The 20,510-nt window shown below is 65.9% G+C and carries 21 protein-coding genes and 1 pseudogene; 5 read left to right on the top strand and 17 right to left on the bottom strand.

The annotated features are described in order from the left end of the window. The first annotated feature begins 121 nt into the window (after nucleotides 1-121). Nucleotides 122-2,881, top strand: coding sequence for a GGDEF domain-containing phosphodiesterase (locus tag R5H29_RS21180; RefSeq protein ID WP_111098328.1), 2,760 nt, complete (start codon nucleotides 122-124; stop codon nucleotides 2,879-2,881). A 230-nt stretch (nucleotides 2,882-3,111) separates the two neighbouring features. On the opposite strand, the gene R5H29_RS21175 is transcribed toward R5H29_RS21180, so the two are convergent. The 9 genes from R5H29_RS21175 to R5H29_RS21135 all read right to left on the bottom strand — a co-directional run bounded on the left by R5H29_RS21175 (nucleotide 3,112) and on the right by R5H29_RS21135 (nucleotide 9,910). Continuing rightward, on the bottom strand, nucleotides 3,112-4,287 hold the full coding sequence (locus R5H29_RS21175) for a GAD-like domain-containing protein (protein WP_332329774.1): 1,176 nt from the start codon (nucleotides 4,285-4,287) through the stop codon (nucleotides 3,112-3,114). A 54-nt stretch (nucleotides 4,288-4,341) separates the two neighbouring features. Then, nucleotides 4,342-4,848, bottom strand: coding sequence for a hypothetical protein (locus R5H29_RS21170; RefSeq protein WP_332329773.1), 507 nt, complete (start codon nucleotides 4,846-4,848; stop codon nucleotides 4,342-4,344). A gap of 108 nt (nucleotides 4,849-4,956) precedes the next feature. Further along, nucleotides 4,957-5,421 (bottom strand): hypothetical protein, encoded by a 465-nt coding sequence (locus tag R5H29_RS21165; protein ID WP_332329772.1) that lies wholly within the window; start codon nucleotides 5,419-5,421, stop codon nucleotides 4,957-4,959. Nucleotides 5,422-5,555: 134 nt separating this feature from the next. Continuing rightward, a complete protein-coding gene (locus R5H29_RS21160; protein ID WP_332329771.1) occupies nucleotides 5,556-5,771 on the bottom strand; it encodes a hypothetical protein in 216 nt (71 codons plus the stop codon). A gap of 98 nt (nucleotides 5,772-5,869) precedes the next feature. Further along, nucleotides 5,870-7,060, bottom strand: coding sequence for a methyl-accepting chemotaxis protein (locus R5H29_RS21155; protein ID WP_033835503.1), 1,191 nt, complete (start codon nucleotides 7,058-7,060; stop codon nucleotides 5,870-5,872). Nucleotides 7,061-7,223: 163 nt separating this feature from the next. Then, a complete protein-coding gene (gene hflD / locus R5H29_RS21150) occupies nucleotides 7,224-7,838 on the bottom strand; it encodes a high frequency lysogenization protein HflD (RefSeq protein WP_021201771.1) in 615 nt (204 codons plus the stop codon). After that, the gene (mnmA, locus tag R5H29_RS21145) at nucleotides 7,835-8,977 is read right to left on the bottom strand and encodes a tRNA 2-thiouridine(34) synthase MnmA (RefSeq protein WP_332329770.1); all 1,143 of its coding nucleotides are present in this window, start codon (nucleotides 8,975-8,977) and stop codon (nucleotides 7,835-7,837) included. The genes hflD and mnmA overlap by 4 nt, the downstream gene beginning before the upstream one ends. Beyond that, the gene (locus tag R5H29_RS21140; RefSeq protein WP_332329769.1) at nucleotides 8,974-9,435 is read right to left on the bottom strand and encodes an NUDIX hydrolase; all 462 of its coding nucleotides are present in this window, start codon (nucleotides 9,433-9,435) and stop codon (nucleotides 8,974-8,976) included. Before R5H29_RS21140 ends, mnmA begins: the two co-directional genes overlap by 4 nt. A 1-nt stretch (nucleotide 9,436) precedes the next feature. Further along, nucleotides 9,437-9,910 (bottom strand): hypothetical protein, encoded by a 474-nt coding sequence (locus R5H29_RS21135; RefSeq protein WP_019659636.1) that lies wholly within the window; start codon nucleotides 9,908-9,910, stop codon nucleotides 9,437-9,439. A gap of 112 nt (nucleotides 9,911-10,022) precedes the next feature. Between R5H29_RS21135 and clpS the strand changes: the two genes are divergently transcribed. Then, nucleotides 10,023-10,349 (top strand): ATP-dependent Clp protease adapter ClpS, encoded by a 327-nt coding sequence (gene clpS, locus R5H29_RS21130; RefSeq protein ID WP_019659637.1) that lies wholly within the window; start codon nucleotides 10,023-10,025, stop codon nucleotides 10,347-10,349. Between the two features lie 173 nt (nucleotides 10,350-10,522). On the opposite strand, the gene R5H29_RS21125 is transcribed toward clpS, so the two are convergent. Then, nucleotides 10,523-11,335 carry an APH(6) family putative aminoglycoside O-phosphotransferase gene (locus R5H29_RS21125; RefSeq protein WP_180877460.1) on the bottom strand — a complete coding sequence of 271 codons (813 nt, stop codon included), beginning with the start codon at nucleotides 11,333-11,335 and terminating at the stop codon, nucleotides 10,523-10,525. A 138-nt stretch (nucleotides 11,336-11,473) separates the two neighbouring features. Here R5H29_RS21125 and clpA point away from each other — a divergent pair, with 138 nt between their 5' ends. Then, a complete protein-coding gene (gene clpA, locus R5H29_RS21120) occupies nucleotides 11,474-13,759 on the top strand; it encodes an ATP-dependent Clp protease ATP-binding subunit ClpA (RefSeq protein ID WP_021201776.1) in 2,286 nt (761 codons plus the stop codon). Between the two features lie 68 nt (nucleotides 13,760-13,827). Here the strand turns inward: clpA and R5H29_RS21115 are convergent, their stop codons facing one another. From R5H29_RS21115 to aat, 4 genes are all read right to left on the bottom strand, one after another. Further along, entirely contained in the window at nucleotides 13,828-14,205 is a 378-nt protein-coding gene (locus tag R5H29_RS21115) for a hypothetical protein (protein WP_227844940.1), read from the bottom strand. Nucleotides 14,206-14,333: 128 nt separating this feature from the next. Then, nucleotides 14,334-14,606: a hypothetical protein gene (locus tag R5H29_RS21110; protein WP_058980068.1), complete on the bottom strand. Its 273-nt coding sequence runs from the start codon at nucleotides 14,604-14,606 to the stop codon at nucleotides 14,334-14,336. A gap of 171 nt (nucleotides 14,607-14,777) precedes the next feature. Continuing rightward, nucleotides 14,778-14,996, bottom strand: a complete 219-nt coding sequence (gene infA / locus R5H29_RS21105) for a translation initiation factor IF-1 (RefSeq protein WP_005409596.1) — start codon at nucleotides 14,994-14,996, stop codon at nucleotides 14,778-14,780. A gap of 86 nt (nucleotides 14,997-15,082) precedes the next feature. Next, complete coding sequence (gene aat, locus R5H29_RS21100; RefSeq protein ID WP_332329777.1) at nucleotides 15,083-15,823, bottom strand: leucyl/phenylalanyl-tRNA--protein transferase; 741 nt, start codon at nucleotides 15,821-15,823, stop codon at nucleotides 15,083-15,085. A gap of 72 nt (nucleotides 15,824-15,895) precedes the next feature. Between aat and R5H29_RS21095 the strand changes: the two genes are divergently transcribed. Beyond that, nucleotides 15,896-17,164, top strand: coding sequence for a hypothetical protein (locus tag R5H29_RS21095; RefSeq protein WP_332329768.1), 1,269 nt, complete (start codon nucleotides 15,896-15,898; stop codon nucleotides 17,162-17,164). Between the two features lie 44 nt (nucleotides 17,165-17,208). Here R5H29_RS21095 and R5H29_RS21090 read toward each other — a convergent pair. After that, nucleotides 17,209-17,391, bottom strand: a pseudogene (locus tag R5H29_RS21090) (peptidogalycan biosysnthesis protein); the annotation flags it as partial. 147 nt (nucleotides 17,392-17,538) lie between these two features. Here R5H29_RS21090 and R5H29_RS21085 point away from each other — a divergent pair. Next, nucleotides 17,539-18,177, top strand: a complete 639-nt coding sequence (locus tag R5H29_RS21085; RefSeq protein ID WP_332329778.1) for a hypothetical protein — start codon at nucleotides 17,539-17,541, stop codon at nucleotides 18,175-18,177. Nucleotides 18,178-18,213: 36 nt separating this feature from the next. Here the strand turns inward: R5H29_RS21085 and R5H29_RS21080 are convergent, their stop codons facing one another. Beyond that, on the bottom strand, nucleotides 18,214-19,341 hold the full coding sequence (locus R5H29_RS21080; protein ID WP_134734879.1) for a GNAT family N-acetyltransferase: 1,128 nt from the start codon (nucleotides 19,339-19,341) through the stop codon (nucleotides 18,214-18,216). Nucleotides 19,342-19,489: 148 nt separating this feature from the next. Next, complete coding sequence (trxB, locus tag R5H29_RS21075) at nucleotides 19,490-20,461, bottom strand: thioredoxin-disulfide reductase (protein ID WP_332329767.1); 972 nt, start codon at nucleotides 20,459-20,461, stop codon at nucleotides 19,490-19,492. Between the last annotated feature and the right edge of the window lie 49 nt (nucleotides 20,462-20,510).

Here is a 20,510-nt window from a genome sequence, read left to right as displayed (position 1 = left end):
GGGTGACAGGGGCGCTGGTCATCTTACCCCGCAGCGCGCCGTGACCACTCAATTATCCGCCGCAGGCGCCGTTAACCACTGCGTGCCCCGCTGACGGGCGTGTCATCCGGAGCAAGATCGCGTGGACCAAGGGATCATCGCCAGCCTGCTGCAGCACCCGCTTGCGTCGGCGCTGGTCATCGTCGACCGTACCGGGCGTCCGCTGGCGGCCAATCCGGCCGCGCGCGAGCATGGCCTGCCAGCCACCGTGGCGGCCTATGCGCCGATGCTGGAAGATCTGCGCCTGATGGCCGCCGATGGCGGCATCGTGGCCTGCACGCTGCCGGGCGGCCCCCGCGGCCACTACGACGGCCACCTGCGTGCGGTGCACGACGGCGCCGGCAACCTGCTGGCCTTCACCCTCAGCATCCCCGAGCCGGTGCCGGTGGACGGTGGCGGGCGCTGGGAACTGGCGCTGGACAGTGCCGGCCACAGCCTGTGGGACTGGGACATCCCCAGTGACCGCGTGATGCGGACGCCGGCGCTGGGCGACGAGACCGCCACCGAGCTGCTGGCTCGGGTGCACAGCGAGGACATCGCCCTGGTGCGCGCAGCGCTCGACGAGCACCTGCATGGGCGCAGCGAGCAGTACAGTGCACAGTTCCGCTTTCGCCAGGCCGATGGCCAGTGGCGTTGGGTGCTGGATCGCGGCCGCGTGGTCGCGCGCACCGCCGATGGCCAGCCCCTGCGCATGGTCGGCACGCATACCGATATCGAGCAGCAGAAGCAGCTCGAATCGCTGCTGCAGGAACAGCAGCTGCACCTGAGCGAGGCCCAGCGCATCGCCAGCATGGGCAGCTGGTCGTTCGATCCCAACAGCGGGCATTTCTGGTGGTCGCCGGAACTGCGTTCGCTGCTGGCCCTGGAGCAGGGCGCCGTTCCGGGCCAGCGGCGTTGGCTGAAGCAGCTGCATCCACGCTCCCGCGGCGCGCTGCGCGCGGCATGGCGGCGGTTATGGCGCGATGGCCGCGCTGCCAACCTCGAGCTGGAGCTGACCCGCGGCCATGAGCCTTCGCAGCACCTGCGCCTGTGGATGCAGCCGCTGCTCGACATGGACGGGCAACCCAAGCGCCTGCTCGGCCAGGTACAGAACATCACCGAACAGCACCAGACCGATGCGCTGATCCGCTGGCGCACCGAACTGCTGAACCGGGTCTCCGCGCTGGGCCGCATCGGCGGCTGCGAGATCGAGGTGCAGACCCGCAGCATGCAATGGACCGAGGAGTGCTACCGCATCCATGGCCTGCGCAAGGAACCGATCACCCTCGACCAGGCGTTGGCGCTGTACACGGAGGACTCGCGCAACGCGTTCGAGGCGGCACTCGCCCGTATCGCCAACGGCGGCCTGCCCGAGCAGCTGGACCTGTGCTTCTACCGCCAGTCCGGCCTGCGCGTGTGGGTGCAGGTGCTGATTGAACTGGACCGCCGTGACGGCCTGCCGCCGCGGTTCGTTGTCCTGTTCCGTGACATCACCCGCGAGCGCGAAGCCAACGAACGCATCGAACTGCTGGCCCACTACGATCTGCTGACCGGCCTGCCCAATCGTGTGCTGCTCGGCGAGCAGACCGCCGAGGCCATCGAGGAAGCACGCGACCGCGGAACCTCGCTGGCGATGCTGTTCATCGACCTGGATGGCTTCAAGACCATCAACGACAGCTTCGGCCACGCCACCGGCGATGCGCTGCTGAAGGCGGCGGCCACCCGCCTGCACCAGAACCTGCGCAACAACGACCTGTTCGGCCGCTTCAGTGGCGACGAGTTCATTGTGGTGCTGCGCGACCTGGCCGAGCCGGAAGACGCCGGCCACGTGGCGCGCAAGCTGATCGCCTCGCTGGCCGAGCCGCTGCGCCGTGGCGAGACCACGTTGAAGGTCGGCGCCAGCGTCGGCATCGCGATGCTGGGCGATGCGCAGACCGACTTTGATTCCCTGCTGCGTGCTGCCGACGCCGCGATGTACGCGGCCAAGGAAGCCGGGCGCAATACCTACCAGTACTACAGCCAGGACGCATTGGCCCGCATCCAGCGCCGGCTGGACGTCGAGCATGCCCTGCATGGGGCCATCGAGCGCGACGAGTTCAGCCTGGCCTACCAGCCGTTGCTGCACGCTCACCACGGCGAGCCACCGGCGATCGAGGCACTGTTGCGGTGGCACCGGCCCGGCATCGGCTACTGCAGCCCGGCCGAGTTCATTCCCATTGCCGAAAAGTGCGGCGAGATCGTGCGCATCGGCGACTGGGTGCTGAACGAGGCCTGCCGCCAGGCCACCGCCTGGGACCGCGCCGGACTGCAGTTTGATCGCATCGCGGTCAATGTGTCGGCGGTGCAGCTGCGTGATCGTGGCTTCGCCGAACGCGTGATCGAGATCTGCCATGCCCATGGCTGGCCGCCGCAACGGCTGGAACTGGAGCTGACCGAGTCGGCGCTGATCCGTGACACCGACATCCTGCGCCATTGCTTCGACGTGCTCGAACGGCACGGCGTACCGTTGGCGGTGGACGACTTCGGCACCGGCTTCTCCAACCTCAATTATCTCAACCGCTTCCCGGTGGGGCGCCTGAAGATCGACCGCAGTTTCGTGCAGGGCATGCTGCACGACTCCGGTACGGCCGAAGTGACCCAGGCCATCGTGCACCTGGGCCATGCGCTGGGCATGAAGGTGGTGGCGGAGGGCGTGGAAACGCACCAGGAAGAAGACATGCTGCGCCGCCAGGGCTGCGACGAGATCCAGGGCTACCTGTACTCGCGCCCGCTCAGCCCGCGCGACCTGGCACAGTGGCTGCGCCAGCCGCAGCCGGTTTCGCTGCGCACCGATGCCAGCGGGGAAGTGGTGCTGGTGCGCTGACGATCTGCGCTGGCAGATGCCGGCCCGGTGTGGCCTGACTCTGGTGCGCTCAGCTCTGGTGGGTGCCGACCGTTGGTCGGCACGGATGCATGTACCTCGCGATCATCCACGCATGGCGTGGTTCTACTTGCAGCACCTGCAGTGGCGAGTGCCGGAGCCTGCCACGGTGGGTGCCGACCGTTGGTCGGCGCCGATGCCAGAGATCGCGACCAGCAATGAACGGCGCGGGTTTACCTGTCTTCAGCATCAGACCGCAAGGACCGTCTTGCTGCTGTCTGCTTGGCGAGTGACTTCAATTCAGCGAGACGGTCCCGCTTGACCAGGTGCGCTGCCTGCCAGCCACCTTCAACAACCGAGGGTGAGAAGCTGTAGATCTCGTTGGGAGCCAGGTGGCCCAGTAAATCGAGTGCGCGTGCGTACAGGGGCTGCTCGTCATCGTCGGTGGCATCGAGATCGGGCGCATCCAGGACGTGCAGCAGGAACTCCAGTTTCCAGTTGCGTTCAGTCGCGTCGGCAGTGGCTGCTACATCCGAGTCCGCCGAAACCTGTCCGCTGTGCGGGTCGATGCTGATATGCATGGAGGTGTTCTCTCCACACAAGAACATCTGGCCGAAAGGTGTCACCGCATAGGCATGGAACCGATCAGCACCCTCCATCGGAGTGCCCTGCAGGAAGGCTGCGACAACCCCTGAGTACAGGTGCGGATCGACCAAGATGAGCCTGTCGTCGCGATAGCGTGCGAACCCGTCGCGTCGCCACAGCGCCAGCAGCAGGTCGGGCAGCACGCCCTTCCATGCGGCAAGAGTCGCCTCGGAGAGCGCCTCGCCCCGGGAGCTCGCACTGAAGCTCTCCATGAACGCCCTGGTTTCAAAGCTTGATTCCTGCGCTTCGATGCCTGGTTCCACCAACGCATTCCTCCCGGCGTCGAATGGCAGATAATCCAGGAATGTCAGCATTCGCTCGGCCTGTGTGGCTTCCTTGTTCACCTCCTGAGTTGAGATGATGGCCGCTGTGTTTCCAGAGACGAGCAACAATGTTCCCGCCGAAAGGCTTTGCCAGGGCTCGTTCAGCACCAGATAACGCTCGGGTGCCTCGTCTACATCCGCGTCCAGGATGATGACCTGTGGACCATCCTTCACACACCCGGCGGAGATCTCGACAGTTGCATCGGTCACACCTGCATCAGGATCGGTCACATCTACAGGTGCGGAGTAGGGCTGTTGAAACTCGCCGAAGGACTGGAGCGCTTGGTGAAGGGCGCGCAGGGAGTCGGGATCTACGGCAAGCGGTTCTGAAGCAACCGGGAGCTGCAAAGCGAGTGAAAGGCAGAGGGCGGCGCTGGTCATCGGGCTGATCTGAACCGGAATCGGCCCTTTACGATGAAGGGCCGAGCGCTCACGATCCATGCAAACAATCCGAAAATCGTGAGTCGCGGGGCATCATCCACGCATGGCGTGGATCTACCTCGAAAATTCCGCCTTCAACTGCATGCGCAGCGCCTCGACGATGGCGGCATAGCGCCGCTTCTGGACCAGATAGCTGGCCAGGAACAGCGGCAGTACCAGCAGCATCGGCGCCACCATCGGGCGCATCGCCACCAGCGGCAACAGCAACAGCGACAGGATGGCCACGAACCAGCTGCACAGTCCGATCACTCTCACCTCGTGCCGTCGCGCGTTGAGTACGATGCGACCGCGCATCACCGGGAAGTAGCGCAGGCCGAAGCTCGGCGCAAAGCTCTCACGGAACGCCATGCTGCCGTCAGGCAGCGCATGGAAGGCCAGTTGCAGCCACTCGTCCTGCGGCAGGTCACGTTCCAGGCTTCCCAGCGATAGGCGGGCCTGCATGGCCGGTGACGCCGCAATGCGTTCGTTGAACAGGGTGATGCCCCAGCTGAAATAGCCGGCTACCCAGGCCATCAAGAGGACGGTCTCCAACAGCAGGAGTGCGATCAGGGCGATGGCCATCGGTCTTCCATGGACGGGACCGAGCAATCATGCCATGGGCAGCCGTGGCCGCCCCCGCGGGGGGCGAGTCCGTGCAGCAGGTCATGCGTTTCTCGGGATCGACTTGGGTCAATCTTCTTCGGCGAGATCGCTTAGGTCCAGGATCTGCGGATCAACGCTGCTGGCTACGATGCTCCTGATCAGCCCCGGGCGGCGGCGAAGCGAATAGGCGCGAATCGCATGGATGGGACTGAATTCACACAGGGGGTAGCGTGAGTGCCCCATGATGACGGGCCTGTTGAAGTGGATGTCCTTAGGGTCATCAAGTGGCAGGGCCCACTTCCCGCCGTGTAGCAGCCTGACGGTCTCCCCTAGATATCGGGCGAACACGACCCTCAGAGAGTCCCGCTCGTCCTCAGATAGCGTGGCTGCCATCAAGTCATGGAGGCGTTCCAGCCTGTCGAGGCTTTCGGGGCTGCCATCCAGTTCAATGCCATGCGTTTGAGCCTGCGCGACCAGCCATTCTATCTGGCCGTCCATCAGCATAAGGAATTGCTCAAAAGCCTCGCGGGCTTGTTCCAGATTGAACGTCATGCGGAGGCCAGAGAGACAGGGGGAGTGGGCAGTGTGTCCTCGTCCCGTTCCTCAGGCTATGCAACAAATCCTAAAAGGCGACAGGCAAAGCAGAGGTGCAGATATCGCGGCGGCCATCCACGCAGGACTTGGATCTACTTCAGGGCTTCGCCATCCAGCCCGAGATCCCAGGCCAGGCCCAGCAGCGCCTCGTCCACCCGCGACGGGGCCGGGCGCGCGTCCGCCAGCTGCTGCAGCTCGCGGATCTCCTCGCGTGCCACATCCTCCAGCTGTTGCAGCTGCTCACGCACGCTCGCGTTGCGCGGGCGCTCGGTGTCGGTGAGGGCGGGCAGGGCGCGGATCAGGGTCATGGTGCGCGTACAGGATGCATCCAATGGCGGGTTACAGGCAAAGGCCCCGGACGAACCGGGGCCTTGCGGGCTGCCGGCGAGGGCAGCGGACATCAGGATCAGAACAGCTCGACGGTGCCGGCGCCCATGCTCTGCTGGGCAACCGGCTTGTGCGGCGGGCGTTCCCATTCGCTGCGCAGTTCGCGCAGGCGGTTGCCGGTGCGCTGCAGGGCGGTGGCGATCTCTTCGTCGAACACGCCGCCATTGCGGTGCAGCAGCTCCTGCAGGGCCACCGCTTCGCGGTTGATCGCGGTCAGGCGGTCCAGGTGGGTGTGCACGCCGCCCAGGGCCTGGGTGGCGATGTCCTCGAACTGCAGGGCGCGCACGGCTTCAGCCACGCTGCCATCGATCGCACGGGCGCACTCGGACACTTCACGCATGCCGTCGCCCAGCGAAGCGTTGATCTGCGCGACGTTGTCGAGCATCGCCGCCGCTTCCTGGCGTGCTTCGCGGGAGCGGTCCATGTCGCGCGAGGCCATGTGCGAGACCGTCTCGCGCACCTTGGCAATGGCGTCCTTGGAGCTGTGTGCCAGCTTGCGGATCTGCTCGTTGAAGGTGGTCGAGCGCTCGGACAGGTTGCGCACTTCGTCGGCGACCACCGCGAAGCCTCGGCCGGCTTCACCGGCACGCGCGGCTTCGATGGCGGCGTTCAGCGCCAGCAGGTTGGTCTGGTCGGCGATCGACTTGACGTCTTCCAGCAGCGCGAAGATGCCATCCAGGTGCTGCGCCATCTGGTCGATGTGCTGCACGGTGGTGCTGCTCTGGCCGCTGACCTGTTCCAGTGCTTCCACCAGCTGCTCCATGCGGTGGCTGGCGTGCTGGGCGAAACGGGCAACGTCGAGGCCGGCATTGCCTTCATCACCGGCGCGGTCGACGATGCGCGACAGGGCCTGGCTCTGCTGGCGCGACTTGCGGTTCATCGCATCGAAGCTGCCACCGAGGCTGGAGACGGCCTGGCGGATCAGGTCACGGGCGCGTTCCACTTCGCCGCGCGAACCCTCAATCTCGTTGCCGACGAAGTTGCGCAGTTCGGTCAGCAGCTGGTCCTGCTCACGCAGGACACGGGCATGTTCCGGGGAACGGTGCGCCTGGGCGCGGGTGGTCCACCACGCAAAGCCGAGCCAGCTCAGCGTCATCGTGGTCAGGATCGCCCAGCGCAGGGCGGCCGGCCATTCGAAACCGATGGCGAAGGGGAGCAGCAGGGTCAGAGCCAGGGGGGCGGCCAGACGGATGAAAATGCGTGAGTACATGGACGTTCTCGGGAGGTGCACGGAGGATGTATCGGCCGTACCCCCTTTCTCTTTAACGTCGATGTGCCCCGAAGTGCATTCTGAATGCGCCGGTTTTCCGGCGCTGGCGGTGATTCGGTGTCCGATTCCCTTTTCCATGGAAAAGCGCCCGGACCCCATGCGCTTACGCCAGCTGGCGGTCCACCGCCTCGATCATCGCCTTGCGGCCGAACAGGAAGTCCCAGTAGCTGCCGCCCAGCTGCCGCCATAGCACCGCCGAGCGCACCGCTGCCAGCAGCAGGGCGCGGATCTCGGCCACCACGCCAGCCTGGCCCAGGTAGTGCGGGTTGCCCTGCACCATCACCCGCGGCTTGAGGTGGCTGATGGTGTCCGCGTACAGGCTGCCCAGGCTGGCCAGCACATCCGGGTGGCCGCTGTCGCCCAGCTCGGCGGCCTGGCGCTGGGCGCGCTCGATGCCCGAGGCGACCTTGTTCACCGTGGCGCCATCCTGAACGAAGCGGCGCTCCAGCTGCAGCACCGACAGGGCCAGCTTGGGCAGGATCGGATCCTGGCCCTGGTTGCGGAAGTAGTTGTGCAGCAGGCGCAGCCCGGCCTTCAGTGCATGGCGGTCACCGAATACCGCCTGCGGCGAGGACGCATCGACACGGAACACGCTGTCCACGGCGGTGCGCACGGCGGCGGCGTCGGAATGGCCGGTATCGGCGATGCGGCGGACCTGCTGCAGGGCCTGGGCAATGCCGGCCAGGGCCAGGACGCGGTCGTCGACAGTGAAACTCATGCAGCAGATACCTCAAAAGGGGAGGGGGTGGTGCGCAGGCGCTGTTCCAGCGGCGCATCGGTGGCGGCGATCACCGCGCCACCCAGGCACATATCACCGTCATACAGCACCAGTGATTGACCGGGGGTAACGGCACGCTGCGGGCGCGCGAAGGTGACCAGCACGCTGCCATCGTCCAGCACGTTGACCGTACACGGCTCATCGGGCTGTCGGTAGCGGGTCTGGGCGGTGCATTCGAAGCGCCGCGCGGGTGGCGAGCCGGCAATCCAGTGCGCGGTTTCCGAACGCAGGCGGTTGGAAAGCATCCACTTGCTGTCGCGGTCCTGGTCCACGTACAGCACGTTGCTGGCCACATCCTTGCCGACCACGTACCACGGTGCGGCCGGGCGGCCGCGTACGCCGCCGATGTTCAGGCCCTCGCGCTGGCCCAGGGTGAAATAGAACACGCCCGGATGTTCGGCGATCACGCTGCCGTCGGCCGGGTCAAGGATCTGGCCGGGCCTGGCCGGCAGGTAGCGGCCGAGGAATTCGCGGAAATCCCGCTCGCCGATGAAGCAGATGCCGGTGGAATCCTTCTTGGCGTGGGTCGGCAGGCCGACGTCGCGCGCAATCCGGCGCAGGTCGGTCTTTTCCAGGTCGCCGATCGGGAACAGGGTGGCCGCCAGCTGCTCCTGGCCCAGCTGGTGCAGGAAGTAGCTCTGGTCCTTGGAGCGGTCGGCACCGCGCAGCAGCAGCCACTGGTGGCCGTGCTGGGTCACCCGCGCGTAGTGGCCGGTGGCGATGCGCTCGGCGCCCAGCTCGCGGGCGGCATCCAGGAAATGCTTGAACTTCACCTCGCGGTTGCACAGCACGTCCGGGTTCGGCGTGCGGCCAGCGGCGTATTCGGCCAGGAAGTGCTCGAACACGCCCTGCCAGTACTCGCTGGAAAAGTCCCGGAAGTGGAACGGGATGCCGAGCAGGCCGCATACGGCGACCGCATCGCGGCGGTCATCCTCAGCGCGGCAGTCACCGCTGCCGTCGTCGGCCCAGTTCTGCATGAACAGGCCTGCCACGGCCTCGCCCTGCTGTACCAGGCGCCAGGCCGCGACGGAAGAGTCTACGCCACCGGAGACGCCCACCATCACGCGCGGCGTGCTCATGCGACCTCCCGGACCAGCGAAAGCGGATGGCGCTGGCCACCCAGGTAATCAGCCACCACCTGCCAGACCAGCGGGCTGCGCTGGCGCTCGCCGGCGGCCTGCAGCTCGGCCGGGGTCAGCCACAGCGCGCGGTCGATGCCGGTGTCCAGCGGCTGCGCCGGGTCGTGCGAGAGCGGGCGCGCGGCGTAGCAGAAGCGCAGGAACGCGGTGCCGTCGCCGGCAGTCCACTGGTAGCAGCCGATGAAATGGGTCAGCTGCACGGTCCAGCCGGTTTCCTCCCGGGTCTCGCGCAGGGCTGCCTCGGCCAGGCTTTCGCCTGGCTCGAGGTGGCCGGCCGGCTGGTTCAGCACCTGGCGGCCTTCAATGGTCTCTTCGACCAGCAGCACGCGGCCGCCGTCAACCACTACCGTGGCGACGGTGGCGTGCGGTGCCCAGCGCGGGTCCGGCGTGGCGTTCAACTCAGAACTCGTCCTTCTTGGTCAGCTCCAGCTCCATCGCGTCGGCGGTGCGGATGGCCGCGTCGATGGCGTCGCTGAGCTGGTCCGGGGTGGCATCGGCGTCGATCTTCACCACGAACATGGCGGTGGTGTCCTGCTTGACCCAGCCCCCCATCTTGGCGTCCTGCGAATCCTCCAGCAGGCGGTTGGCCACGGCCACCGGGAACTGCTTGGTCTTGGCGTTGTATGCCGGCGACCAGATCTCGCGGATGTTGTGGCTGCCGAAATCTTCCACCGCCGAGCGCACGTAGACCATCTGGGTGCGGTCACCCTCGACGTCGAAGACCATGCGGTAGTCGCCGTCCTCGTCGACTTCATAGGTATAGCCCAGCTTGTCCAGGTGGCGGCCCACGGACTTGTCGGCGGTGGTTGCGGCGGTGGCGGCGCCGGCAGCAGCCAGGGCGATCAACAGGGCGGTAAGAAGGGTCCTTTTCATGAAGATCCTGTGAAACAGTGTTGAGAGAAGATGCAATTGTGACGGCGGCCGTGCGTGCCGTCCAATCTGCGGCGGGCCGACGCAGGCTTCTCCGAGCCTCTATAATGGACGGATGCCCCATGAGTCCTCCCCCGATTCCCAGCACGAGCACGGCGTTGCCGTAGAACCTGCGCGCCCGGAAGTGGCGCCGCCGCCGTTCTACCAGGTGATGCTGCTCAATGACGACTACACCCCGATGGATTTCGTGGTGGACGTGCTCCAGCAGTTCTTCAACATGGACCTGGACAAGGCCACGCAGGTGATGCTCCACGTCCATACCCGCGGCCGCGGCGTGTGCGGGGTGTTCACCCGCGAAGTGGCCGAGACCAAGGTGGCCCAGGTCAACGAGTATTCGCGGATGAACCAGCATCCGCTGCTGTGCACGATGGAGAAGGCCTGACCGGCTGCCGATCCTCGTCCGGGTACATCGACTCCGGACACGGCGTGCCCACCAAGGTGGGCAGCTACCAAGGCAGAAACCTGTAGAGCTGAGCCCATGCTCGGCTGCTGTTCACCCAGGCGTCCAGATCTCTGCCAGCAACAGCCGAGCGCAGGCTCGGCTCTACAGCTGGATCAGGCCTCCGCCAACGCCTCCAGCGCCATACGTGCCACGGCCTCGTCGACCTCGGCGGGGTCGCCATCATCGCGGAACCACACCGCCGACAGCCCTGCGCTGGCAGCGACCCAACGCAGCAGGCGGGTGCGCTCGAGGCCGGCCAGCGCGGTCACCTGTTCTACGCGCGCGGCAAACCGCTCGGGCCGGGTGGCCACATGGATGCCCGGGCCGCAGAGATCCGGGTTGCTGAACAGCGTCGTGTAATCGAACGCGCGATCGCCCAGCAGCCGCTTCGGGTCGATCGCCAGCCAGCCGCGCGCGCCGAAGTCGAGCACGTTGTCGTGGTGGAGGTCGCCGTGCAGCGGCCGGATCTCCTGTTCGTCACGCAGCACCCCCTCCGCCAGTGATCTGCACTGTTCCAGCAGTGGCGGCAGCGCAGCCCTTGGCTGCAGCAGGTCGGCGAACCATCTACGCAGGCAGACCAGTTCCGCTGGGCGCGCGCTCCGTGGCCGGTGCAGCCGCTGCAGGACCTGGCACAGGACCGTGGTGCAGGCGTCATCGTCGCCCGCGATTGAACGTTGCCGCAGCGAATCGCCTTCGGCGCGCTCGATCAGGATTGCCGGCCCCTCGTGGGCCAGCAGGCGGGCGGCGCCATCGCCCTCCCACCAACGCAGCAGGCGATGGCTGTTCTGCTCTTCGGTTTCGCTGCTGATCTTCAGCATCGCCGGCGCGCCGGCAGCGGTCAGCACCGGCCAGAGCCGGGCGTGGGGCGTGCAGATGGCCGGGCCATCACGCCGCAATCGCCAGCGGCTCAGGTAGGGTTCGCTCATGCCGGTTGAGGTCTTCTGGAGTGAATGAAGATCAAGCGTTCTGCAGTGCTAACGCCATCTGAACGCAGCAATCCGCTAGGGTGATGGAAATCGCGTAGTCAGGCCGCATATTGTTCCCATCTGCCGCCGGAGTAATCCATGTTCAGCAAAGACCTCGAACACACCATCGGCCAGTGCTACAAGCGCGCCCGTGAGGCCCGGCATGAGTTCATGACGGTCGAACACCTGCTGTTGGCACTGCTCGACAACCCGTCCGCCCAGGCCGTACTGAAGGCCTGCGGTGCCGACGCCGAACGCCTGCGCCAGGAGCTGGAGCAGGCCATCGAGGCCTCGGTGTCCCGCCTGGCCGAAGATGACGGCCGTGACACCCAGCCGACCCTGGGCTTCCAGCGGGTGCTGCAGCGGGCCGTGTACCACGTGCAGTCCTCGGGCAAGAAGGAGGTCACCGGCGCCAACGTGCTGGTCGCCATCTTCGGCGAAAAGGACTCCCACGCCGTCTACTACCTCAACCAGCAGGATGTCACCCGGCTGGATGTGGTCAATTACCTGTCCCACGGCATCGCCAAGCTGGGCGAGGAGGGCGAGCAGCCGTCCTCTTCCTCCGAGGGTGAGGGCCGCATGGAAGGCGGGGATGGCGAGCCGAAGGGTGATGCCCTGACCGAATTCGCCAGCAACCTCAACGAACAGGCCCGGTCCGGCCGCATCGATCCGCTGGTCGGTCGTGGCGATGAGATCGAGCGCACCATCCAGGTCCTGTGCCGCCGCCGCAAGAACAACCCGCTGTACGTGGGCGAGGCTGGCGTGGGCAAGACCGCCATCGCCGAAGGCCTGGCCCGCCGCATCGTCGAGGGCTCGGTACCCGACGTGCTGGCCGACGCGGTGATCTACTCGCTCGACCTGGGCGCGCTGGTGGCCGGCACCAAGTACCGCGGCGACTTCGAGAAGCGGCTGAAGGGTGTGTTGACCGCGCTGAAGAAGGTGCCCAACGCGGTGCTGTTCATCGACGAGATCCACACCATCATCGGCGCCGGCTCGGCGTCGGGTGGCACCATGGATGCGTCCAACCTGATCAAGCCGGCGCTGGCCTCCGGCGAGCTGCGCTGCATCGGCTCGACCACCTTCCAGGAATATCGCGGCATCTTCGAGAAGGACCGGGCGCTGGCCCGCCGCTTCCAGAAGATTGATATCGTAGAGCCGACCGTGGGCGAGGCCTACGAGATCCTGCAGGGCCTGAAGTCCAAATACGAGCTGCACCACAGCGTGACCTATTCGGACGAAGCGCTGCAGGCGGCGGTGGACCTGTCGGTGAAGCACATCGGCGACCGCCTGCTGCCGGACAAGGCCATCGACGTGATCGACGAGGCCGGTGCCCGCCAGCGCCTGCTGCCGGAAGGCCAGCGCAAGGAGCTGATCGACGTCGAGGAAGTGGAAGCGATCGTGGCCAAGATGGCGCGTATCCCGACCAAGCAGGTCAGCGCCACCGACAAGGACGTGCTGCAGCATCTGGAGCGCAACCTGAAGATGGTGATCTTCGGGCAGGATCCGGCGATCGAGACGCTGTCCTCGGCGATCAAGCTGGCCCGCTCGGGCCTGGGCAACCCGGAGAAGCCGATCGGCAACTTCCTGTTCGCCGGCCCGACCGGCGTCGGCAAGACCGAGGTGACCAAGCAGCTGGCGCTGCAGCTGGGCATCGAGCTGGTCCGCTTCGACATGTCCGAGTACATGGAGCCGCATTCGATCAGCCGCCTGATCGGCGCCCCTCCGGGTTATGTCGGCTTCGACCAGGGCGGCCTGCTGACCGAGAAGATCGTCAAGACACCGCACTGCGTGCTGCTGCTGGACGAGATCGAGAAGGCGCACCCGGACATCTTCAACATCCTGCTGCAGGTGATGGACCGCGGCGTTCTGACCGATACCAACGGTCGTGAAGCCAACTTCAAGAACGTGGTGCTGGTGATGACCACCAATGCCGGCGCGGCACAGGCCTCGCGGCGCTCGATCGGCTTCACCAAGCAGGACCATGCCACCGATGCGATGGAGACCATCCGCCGCAGCTTCACCCCGGAGTTCCGCAACCGCCTCGATGCGGTGGTGCAGTTCCAGGCGCTGGGCTTCGAGCACATCCTGCGCGTGGTCGACAAGTTCCTGATCGAGCTGGAGATGTTGCTGCAGGACAAGCACGTGAGCCTGTCGGCCACCCCGACCGCCCGCGACTGGCTGGCCCACCACGGCTTCGACCCGCTGATGGGTGCGCGCCCGATGGCCCGCGTGATCCAGGACAAGATCAAGCGTCCGCTGGCCGACGAGCTGCTGTTCGGCAAGCTGGTCAACGGCGGCAAGGTCAGCATCGATGTCCGCGACGACGAGCTCGTGGTCGAGACCCAGGCCGAACCGGAGCGGCTGCTGCCGGTTACGGTGGAGTGAGCTGAAGGCTTGGCGTGAAAGACTGGGAATGACAAGGGCGGCTTCGGCCGCCCTTGTCCTGTCTGCTGTCACCGGCTTCGGCGGCGCGCTTCGCGCGTGAACCGCCCGGCATCGATCGGCTCGATGCGCGCGACCTCGCAGCTGCCGCGACCGGTGTCCAGTGCGCTTCGGCCCTCGCTGCACAGCTCGTCAGCCTCCTTGCCGTCGGTCTTGAAGCCGAGGCGGGTGGCCAGCACGGCAGAAGGGCAGCTGTTGCGGAAATGCACCACGTAGTGGTCTTCACCGGAGCGAAGCAGGACGTTCCTGTCAGCGCCGGCGCGAACGATCTGCTGTTCGCCGGTCAGTGGTACGCACTGCGCCGGCGGGGTGCCAGCGGCATGGGCGGGCGGCGCCACCAGGGTGATGGCAGACAAAGCCAGGGGGACCAGCAGGGAAGACAGGTTCATGGCGGGGCAGGGGCGGCGATCCGGACTGGATCGGATCCCAGGATGCCGCCGCCGCTGCAAATGCGAATCTGCCGCAAGCAGGGCTGACCGACGCCACGGTGAGATCGGTCACGATGACCTTTGGCGCATCAGGCCGCGATCGAGCGGAACCCCTGTTGCCGGCCCTGGTCGCCGCCGTCTTCGATGACAAAGGCGACCGCCTCGTGCGGAATGTGCAGGCGCTGCTTGAGCGTACTGCCCATGTGCGATATCTCGCGCTGCACGGCCAGGTACAGGGGATGCGAGGCGTCCATGCTGGTGCAGACCAGGCAGGGCTGACCGAACCAGGTGCCGTCCGGGCCCTTGCTGGCGTAGCAGCGGCTGGTGACGGACTGCGGGTCAAGTACGATCAGGTAAGTCATGCACGCAAGGCCTCGTGTGAAGAACGCGTAGAGCCTAGGGCTCCCGCGCGCTGCTGGATTTCAGACAAGGACGAAAATCGAACGACCCCGGAGACTTTGACTTTATTCCGCGCACGACAAAGGGCCAGCAGCGAGGCCGGCCCTGTCGGAGTGGCGCACTGCGCCGACCGCTTACTTCATGCGGTAGGTGATACGGCCCTTGGTCAGGTCGTACGGGGTCATTTCAACCTTGACCCGGTCACCGGTGAGGATGCGGATGTAGTTCTTGCGCATGCGGCCGGAGATGTGGGCGATGATTTCGTGCCCATTTTCCAGACGAACGCGGAAAGTGGTGTTCGGCAGCGTCTCGCTGACGGTGCCCTCGAACTCGATGGAATCGTCTTTCGACATGTAGTCCTGTGCGGTTCAGAAAACGGCCACGCTGGGCCTAAGGCGCGGTATTTTACGCGTGATGGGCCCGGCTTGCAAAGTTTGTGTTAACCCCCGGCCAAACGCCGTGCTGGCAAGCGTCCGACCGCCTGGGTCCAGGGGCCTTCACGGCCGTCACGGTGTACGGCCTGACGGACGTGCTCCAGAAAGTCCGCGCGCGGCAGATGCTCGGCGCCCATCCGCAGCAGATGCGGATTCTCCACCTGGGCATCGATCAGTTCCCAGCCCCAACCATGCAGGGTGGATGCCAGGGCGGCCAGGGCGATCTTGGAGCCGCCGCTGGCGCCACTGAACATGCTCTCGCCGAAGAACATGGCGCCGATCGCGGCGCCGTAGATGCCGCCGACCAGCGTCTGCCGATCCCAGACCTCGAAGGAATGAGCAAACCCCAGGTCGTGCAGCTGGCTGTAAGCCTCGACCATCGCCGGGCTGATCCACGTACCGTCCTGGCCCGGTCGCGGTGCTGCGGCGCAGGCACGCATCACACGACTGAAAGCGGTGTCGGCGGTGATCTCCCACGTGCTGCTGCGCAACTGGCGGCGGAAGCGGCTGGACAGGTGCACGCCGTCGGTGCGGAACACCATGCGCGGGTCCGGCGACCACCACAGGATTGGCTCGCCCTCGCTGAACCACGGGAAGATGCCGCCGGCATAGGCGTTGAGCAGTCGCACCGGATGCAGGTCGCCGCCCACCGCGAGCAGGCCGTCGGGCTGGTGCAGGGCGGTCTCGGCTGGAGGGAAGGGCGCGTCCGGCGCATCGGCCAGGCGCCAGGGCAGCTGGCGGGTCATGCCGGCATTGTATTCGCCGTGGCGATCGCTGATGTCTGGCACCATCAGCGTCCAACGGCAAGGAGCCCACGCATGAGTGACGCGATCACCGCCATCCTCGATGTGCACGATATCCCGCGCACGCGCAACGACAGCCAGGGCATGCTGCTGGCGCTGGCCACTGAACAGCCCGGCCAGCTCGGTGCGCTGATGCTGCTGGCCCTTGCCCGGCGTTCACCCAGCTCGGCCTTTCTCGACATGGCGCTGGATCTGCTGCCCGATGAAGCGATTGTGCCGGTCTGTGCCGAGGCCTGGCGGCGCTATCGTGACGGCGAGCGCGGTGAGCTGCTGACCAGCGTGCTGGAGTTCGCCAGCTACCAGGCGCCGCACACGCTGCAGGACGATTGGGAGGCGCTGCTGGCGGTCGCCAGCGAGGATGAGCTGCAGCTGGCTTCGCAGGTATGGCAGGGCCTGTCCTCCGTCATTGCCGTGCAGTGGGCGCAGATTCTGGCTGAGGCCGACGAAGATCGCGAGATGGCGCGGGCCAGGGCGCTGCTGCTGGCGGCGCAGCCCGAGCGCTATGCCGTTGCCCGCGGCTACCTCGCTGACTGGGGCGCGCTGGATGCTGAGGTCTGGGCGCACTGGGCCGGCGTCGCGGACGGACCGCAGCCGCGGCGCCTGCATGGGGAGCGGCCGCTGCACATCCGCTTCGGCCGCGAGCAGCATCGCGCGCAGCAGGCGGACGAACCGAGCTGGCGCAAGCGCATCTGGCGCCTGCACCCGACCTGGAATGGCGGGCAGGTACAGTACGCCGGGCAGATGGGAGGGCCGCTGGAATCGTTGTGTGGCAGCTGCCATGCACCGCTGCAGCGCCTGCTGCGAACCGACGCTGCCGCGCTGCAGCCGGGAGCGGCGGGTGAGATCACGCTGGGCCTGTGCCTGGACTGCAGCGGCTGGGAAGATCCGCCCGTGCGTTTCTATCGCCACGATGCCAGCGGCCTGCCCAGCTGCCACCCCAGCCAGCGTCTGGAGGTGCCGGCGACGCCGACCGACAGCGGTGACCTGATGCAGGCCGAGGTCGGCCTGGCCGCCATGGATACCTCGCGCTGGCGGCAGCAGGACTGGGGACAGTCCAATCATCGGCAGAACCTGTCGCGCGTGGGCGGCGCACCGAGCTGGGTGCAGAGTGCCTGGTATCCGGCGTGCATCGATTGCGGCGCGGAGATGCCCTTCGTGATGCAGCTGGATTCGACGCTGCCGACCACGGGTGAGGGCACGCTGCTATGGGGCAGCGGTGGCATGCTCTACACGTTCTGGTGCGCGACGTGCCGGGTAAGCGGGCACTTCTGGCAATGCACCTGAGCGCAGCGTACCCGTCATCGCTCTGGCGGGTGCCAGCCTTGGGTCTATTGCTCTAGTAGGTGCCAACCTTGGTCGGCACGATCGCGGAACGGCCCATGCCCCTGCAGCTCCTGCTGGTACCGCCGCACATCGCGCCGCTCCCGCCGGCACCAGTCCTGCAGTGCTTCTGCGAGATCCGGATCGGCTACCCAGTGCCGGCTGCGCAGCAGCGTCGGCAGGAAGCCGCGCAGGTCCGCTGATAAATCGGCCCCAGCTACGGGTCGCGTTGTGCTGGCTTGGTCATCTGTGTCGCTGAAAGATATGCAAAAAATCCTATTGAAGAGCTGAGATGAACTCGTCAGTGTGGGGATCACATCCAATCCCCAGATTATTTGATGAAGTTCTTTGTAATGTCTCACGTCAAGGAGCCGGGCTGTCCCGGGTACGTGGAAGCCTTCATCGTTGATAAGGGACACCCGCACCTCTGCGATCACTACTATGCCGACCATGCGAACTGCAAACGTCCCTTATGGCACAGGAGAAGGGAGGGGGAATACGCTCCAGTCTTTCAGCCTGAAATGATCGCGGTGAACTGGGGTCCTCGGTGGAGGTTTGACATTTGTAACGCCAGTCAAGGTGCGTACTTTGCGAGTGATCGGTTTATGGAGATCAGTCGCAACGCAGGTGCGGGATTCGTCGATCAGTCACCTCTTACAGTGCGGTCGAAGCGCGGTGTCGACTTGGTGCAGTTCAGCTATAACGCGGTGATCTTCAAGGAACTTGACGTTCTTGACGTCGCGGCGCCTGAGTCACTTCTGGTTCGTGACAGGACGTACGGCAACATCCATCGAGTGAAGAAACTTGTCGTCAGGGAGGGCTTTGTCGAGCCTATCTTTCGATTCAAGGGTATGTCGGGGAGCAGTCATACATTGATTTGCTCTGAGGAGTTCCGGCACGCTGCGGGTGAGAGGCTCAAGGGTGTGGAGTTCATCGACATCGACGGTGCCATCTGGCCGCATATCAAAATCATCTAGTCGCGCGCCACCCTTGAGTTACAAACGGGCATTGTCTTATGAGGTCTCTCCTCGGAACGGCCCATGCCCCTGCAGCTCCTGCTGGTACCGCCGCACATCCCGCCGCTCCTGCCGGCACCAGTCCTGCAGTGCTTCTGCGAAATCCGCGTCGGCCACCCAGTGCCGGCTGCGTACCAGCGTCGGCAGGAAGCCACGCGCCAGCTTGTGCTCGCCCTGAGCGCCGGGCTCGAAACGGCTCAGGCCTTCGCGCAGGCAGTACTCGATGCCCTGGTAGTAACAGGCTTCGAAATGCAGGCCGGGCAGGGTGGCGCCGCCCCAGTAGCGGCCGTACAGCGTATCGCCACCGCGCAGGCACAGCGCGCCGGCAATCGGCTCGCCGTCCTGTTCGGCCAGGAACAGCACCAGCCCGCGTCCCAATGAAATGGCCAGATGGCGCAGGAAGGCCTCGGTCAGTGCCGGGGCGTTGCCGTACTCGAGGAAGGTCTGCAGGTAGAAGCGGTACATCGCCTGCAGGTCGGCGCGGCCGGCTTCATCGCCGTGTACCACGCGGAAGCTGATGCCCTGGCGGGTGACCTTGGCCCGTTCCTGGCGGATGTTCTTCCGATGCTTGTGGTTCATCGCACCGAGGAACTGCTCGAATGTCGCCCAGTCGCCCGGGTTCTGCCACTGGAACTGCACGTCCTCGCGCAGAAGCCAGTCATCGCCGAACAGGGCCTCGTCCACTGCGGTGTGGAAGTTGATATGGGCCGAGGATACCTCCAGCGCGGGCAGGGCCTCGCGCAATGCCGAAAGCAGGGCGGCGCGCCCTGAATCGTGACGTGCCAACAATCGCGGGCCAGTGACCGGCGAGTAAGGTACTGCGCCCAGCCACTTCGGATAGTAGTCGCGGCCATGCCGCGCATACGCGTTGGCCCACGCATGGTCGAACACGAACTCGCCGTGAGAGTTGGTCTTCAGGTAGCCCGGAATGGCGCCGACCAGGGTGTTGCCTTCCCAGAGCGTGAAGTGCCGGGCCTGCCAGCCCCAGTCCTCGCGCAGGCAACCGTGCTGTTCAAGCCCGGATAGGAAGGCGTGGCTGACGAATGGGTTGCGGCCGTCGTGCAGGGCATCCCAGTCGGTCGCGGCAATGGACTGCAGGGAGTGGAGAAAGCGGGGGGAAGGCATGGGAGAAGGATAGGGCAGATGAAACAGAAAGGCCGACGCACTGGCGTCGGCCTATCATCCGGAGTCGGGCGTGGCTCGACCCTGCAGGAGCGGGTCAGCCTCTCAGCTGGCCTTGCCCTGGGCGTCCAGGTAGCGCTCGGCGTCCAAGTCAGCTGGCCTTGCCCTGGGCGTCCAGGTAGCGCTCGGCGTCCAAGGCGGCCATGCAGCCGAAGCCGGCCGAAGTGATCGCCTGGCGGTAGTGCTGGTCGGCCACGTCGCCGGCAGCAAATACGCCTTCCACCGAGGTCTGGGTGACGTTGCCGCCCAGGCCCGAGCGGATCTCCAGGTAGCCGTTGTTCATCGCCAGCTGGCCGTCGAACAGCTGGGTATTCGGATGGTGGCCGATGGCCACGAAGAAGCCGTGGGCGTCGATGTCACGGGTACTGCCGTCCAGCGTCGACTTCACGCGCACGCCGGTCACGCCGGCGTCGTTGCCCAGCACTTCCTCCACCTGGTGGTGCCAGACGGTCTCGATCTTGCCGGCAGCAACCTTGGCAAACAGCTTGTCCTGCATGATCTTTTCCGCCTTCAGGGTGTCGCGGCGGTGGACCAGATAGACCTTGCGGGCGATGTTGGACAGGTAAAGGGCCTCTTCCACGGCGGTGTTGCCACCGCCGACCACGACCACGTCCTGGTCGCGGTAGAAGAAGCCGTCACAGGTGGCGCAGGCGGACACACCGCGGCCCTTGAAGGTCTCTTCGGTCGGGATGCCCAGGTACTTGGCGGTCGCGCCGGTGGCGATGATCAGCGCATCGCAGGTGTACTCGTGGCTGTCGCCGATCAGCTTGAACGGGCGCTGCGACAGGTCGGCGGTGTGGATGTGGTCGAAGATGACCTCGGTCTCGAAGCGCTCGGCGTGCGCCTGCATGCGCGCCATCAGGTCCGGGCCCATCAGGCCGTGGGCGTCACCCGGCCAGTTGTCCACCTCGGTGGTGGTCATCAGCTGGCCACCCTGCTGCAGGCCGGTGATGACGACCGGCTTCAGGTTGGCACGGGCGGCGTAGACGGCGGCGGTCCAACCGGCCGGTCCGGAACCGAGGATGACGAGGCGCTGGTGGCGGGAGGGCAGGCTGGTGCTCATGTAGACTCGCGAAAAGGTAGATGGGACAAGGCGCTGGCGATGTTTGCGC

This window comes from Stenotrophomonas sp. A3_2 (genome assembly GCF_036624925.1).
GTDB classification, from domain to species: Bacteria; Pseudomonadota; Gammaproteobacteria; order Xanthomonadales; family Xanthomonadaceae; genus Stenotrophomonas; species Stenotrophomonas hibiscicola.
The sequence above is the reverse complement of the archived record's forward strand: the minus strand, read 5'-3'. Positions and strand labels throughout refer to the sequence as shown.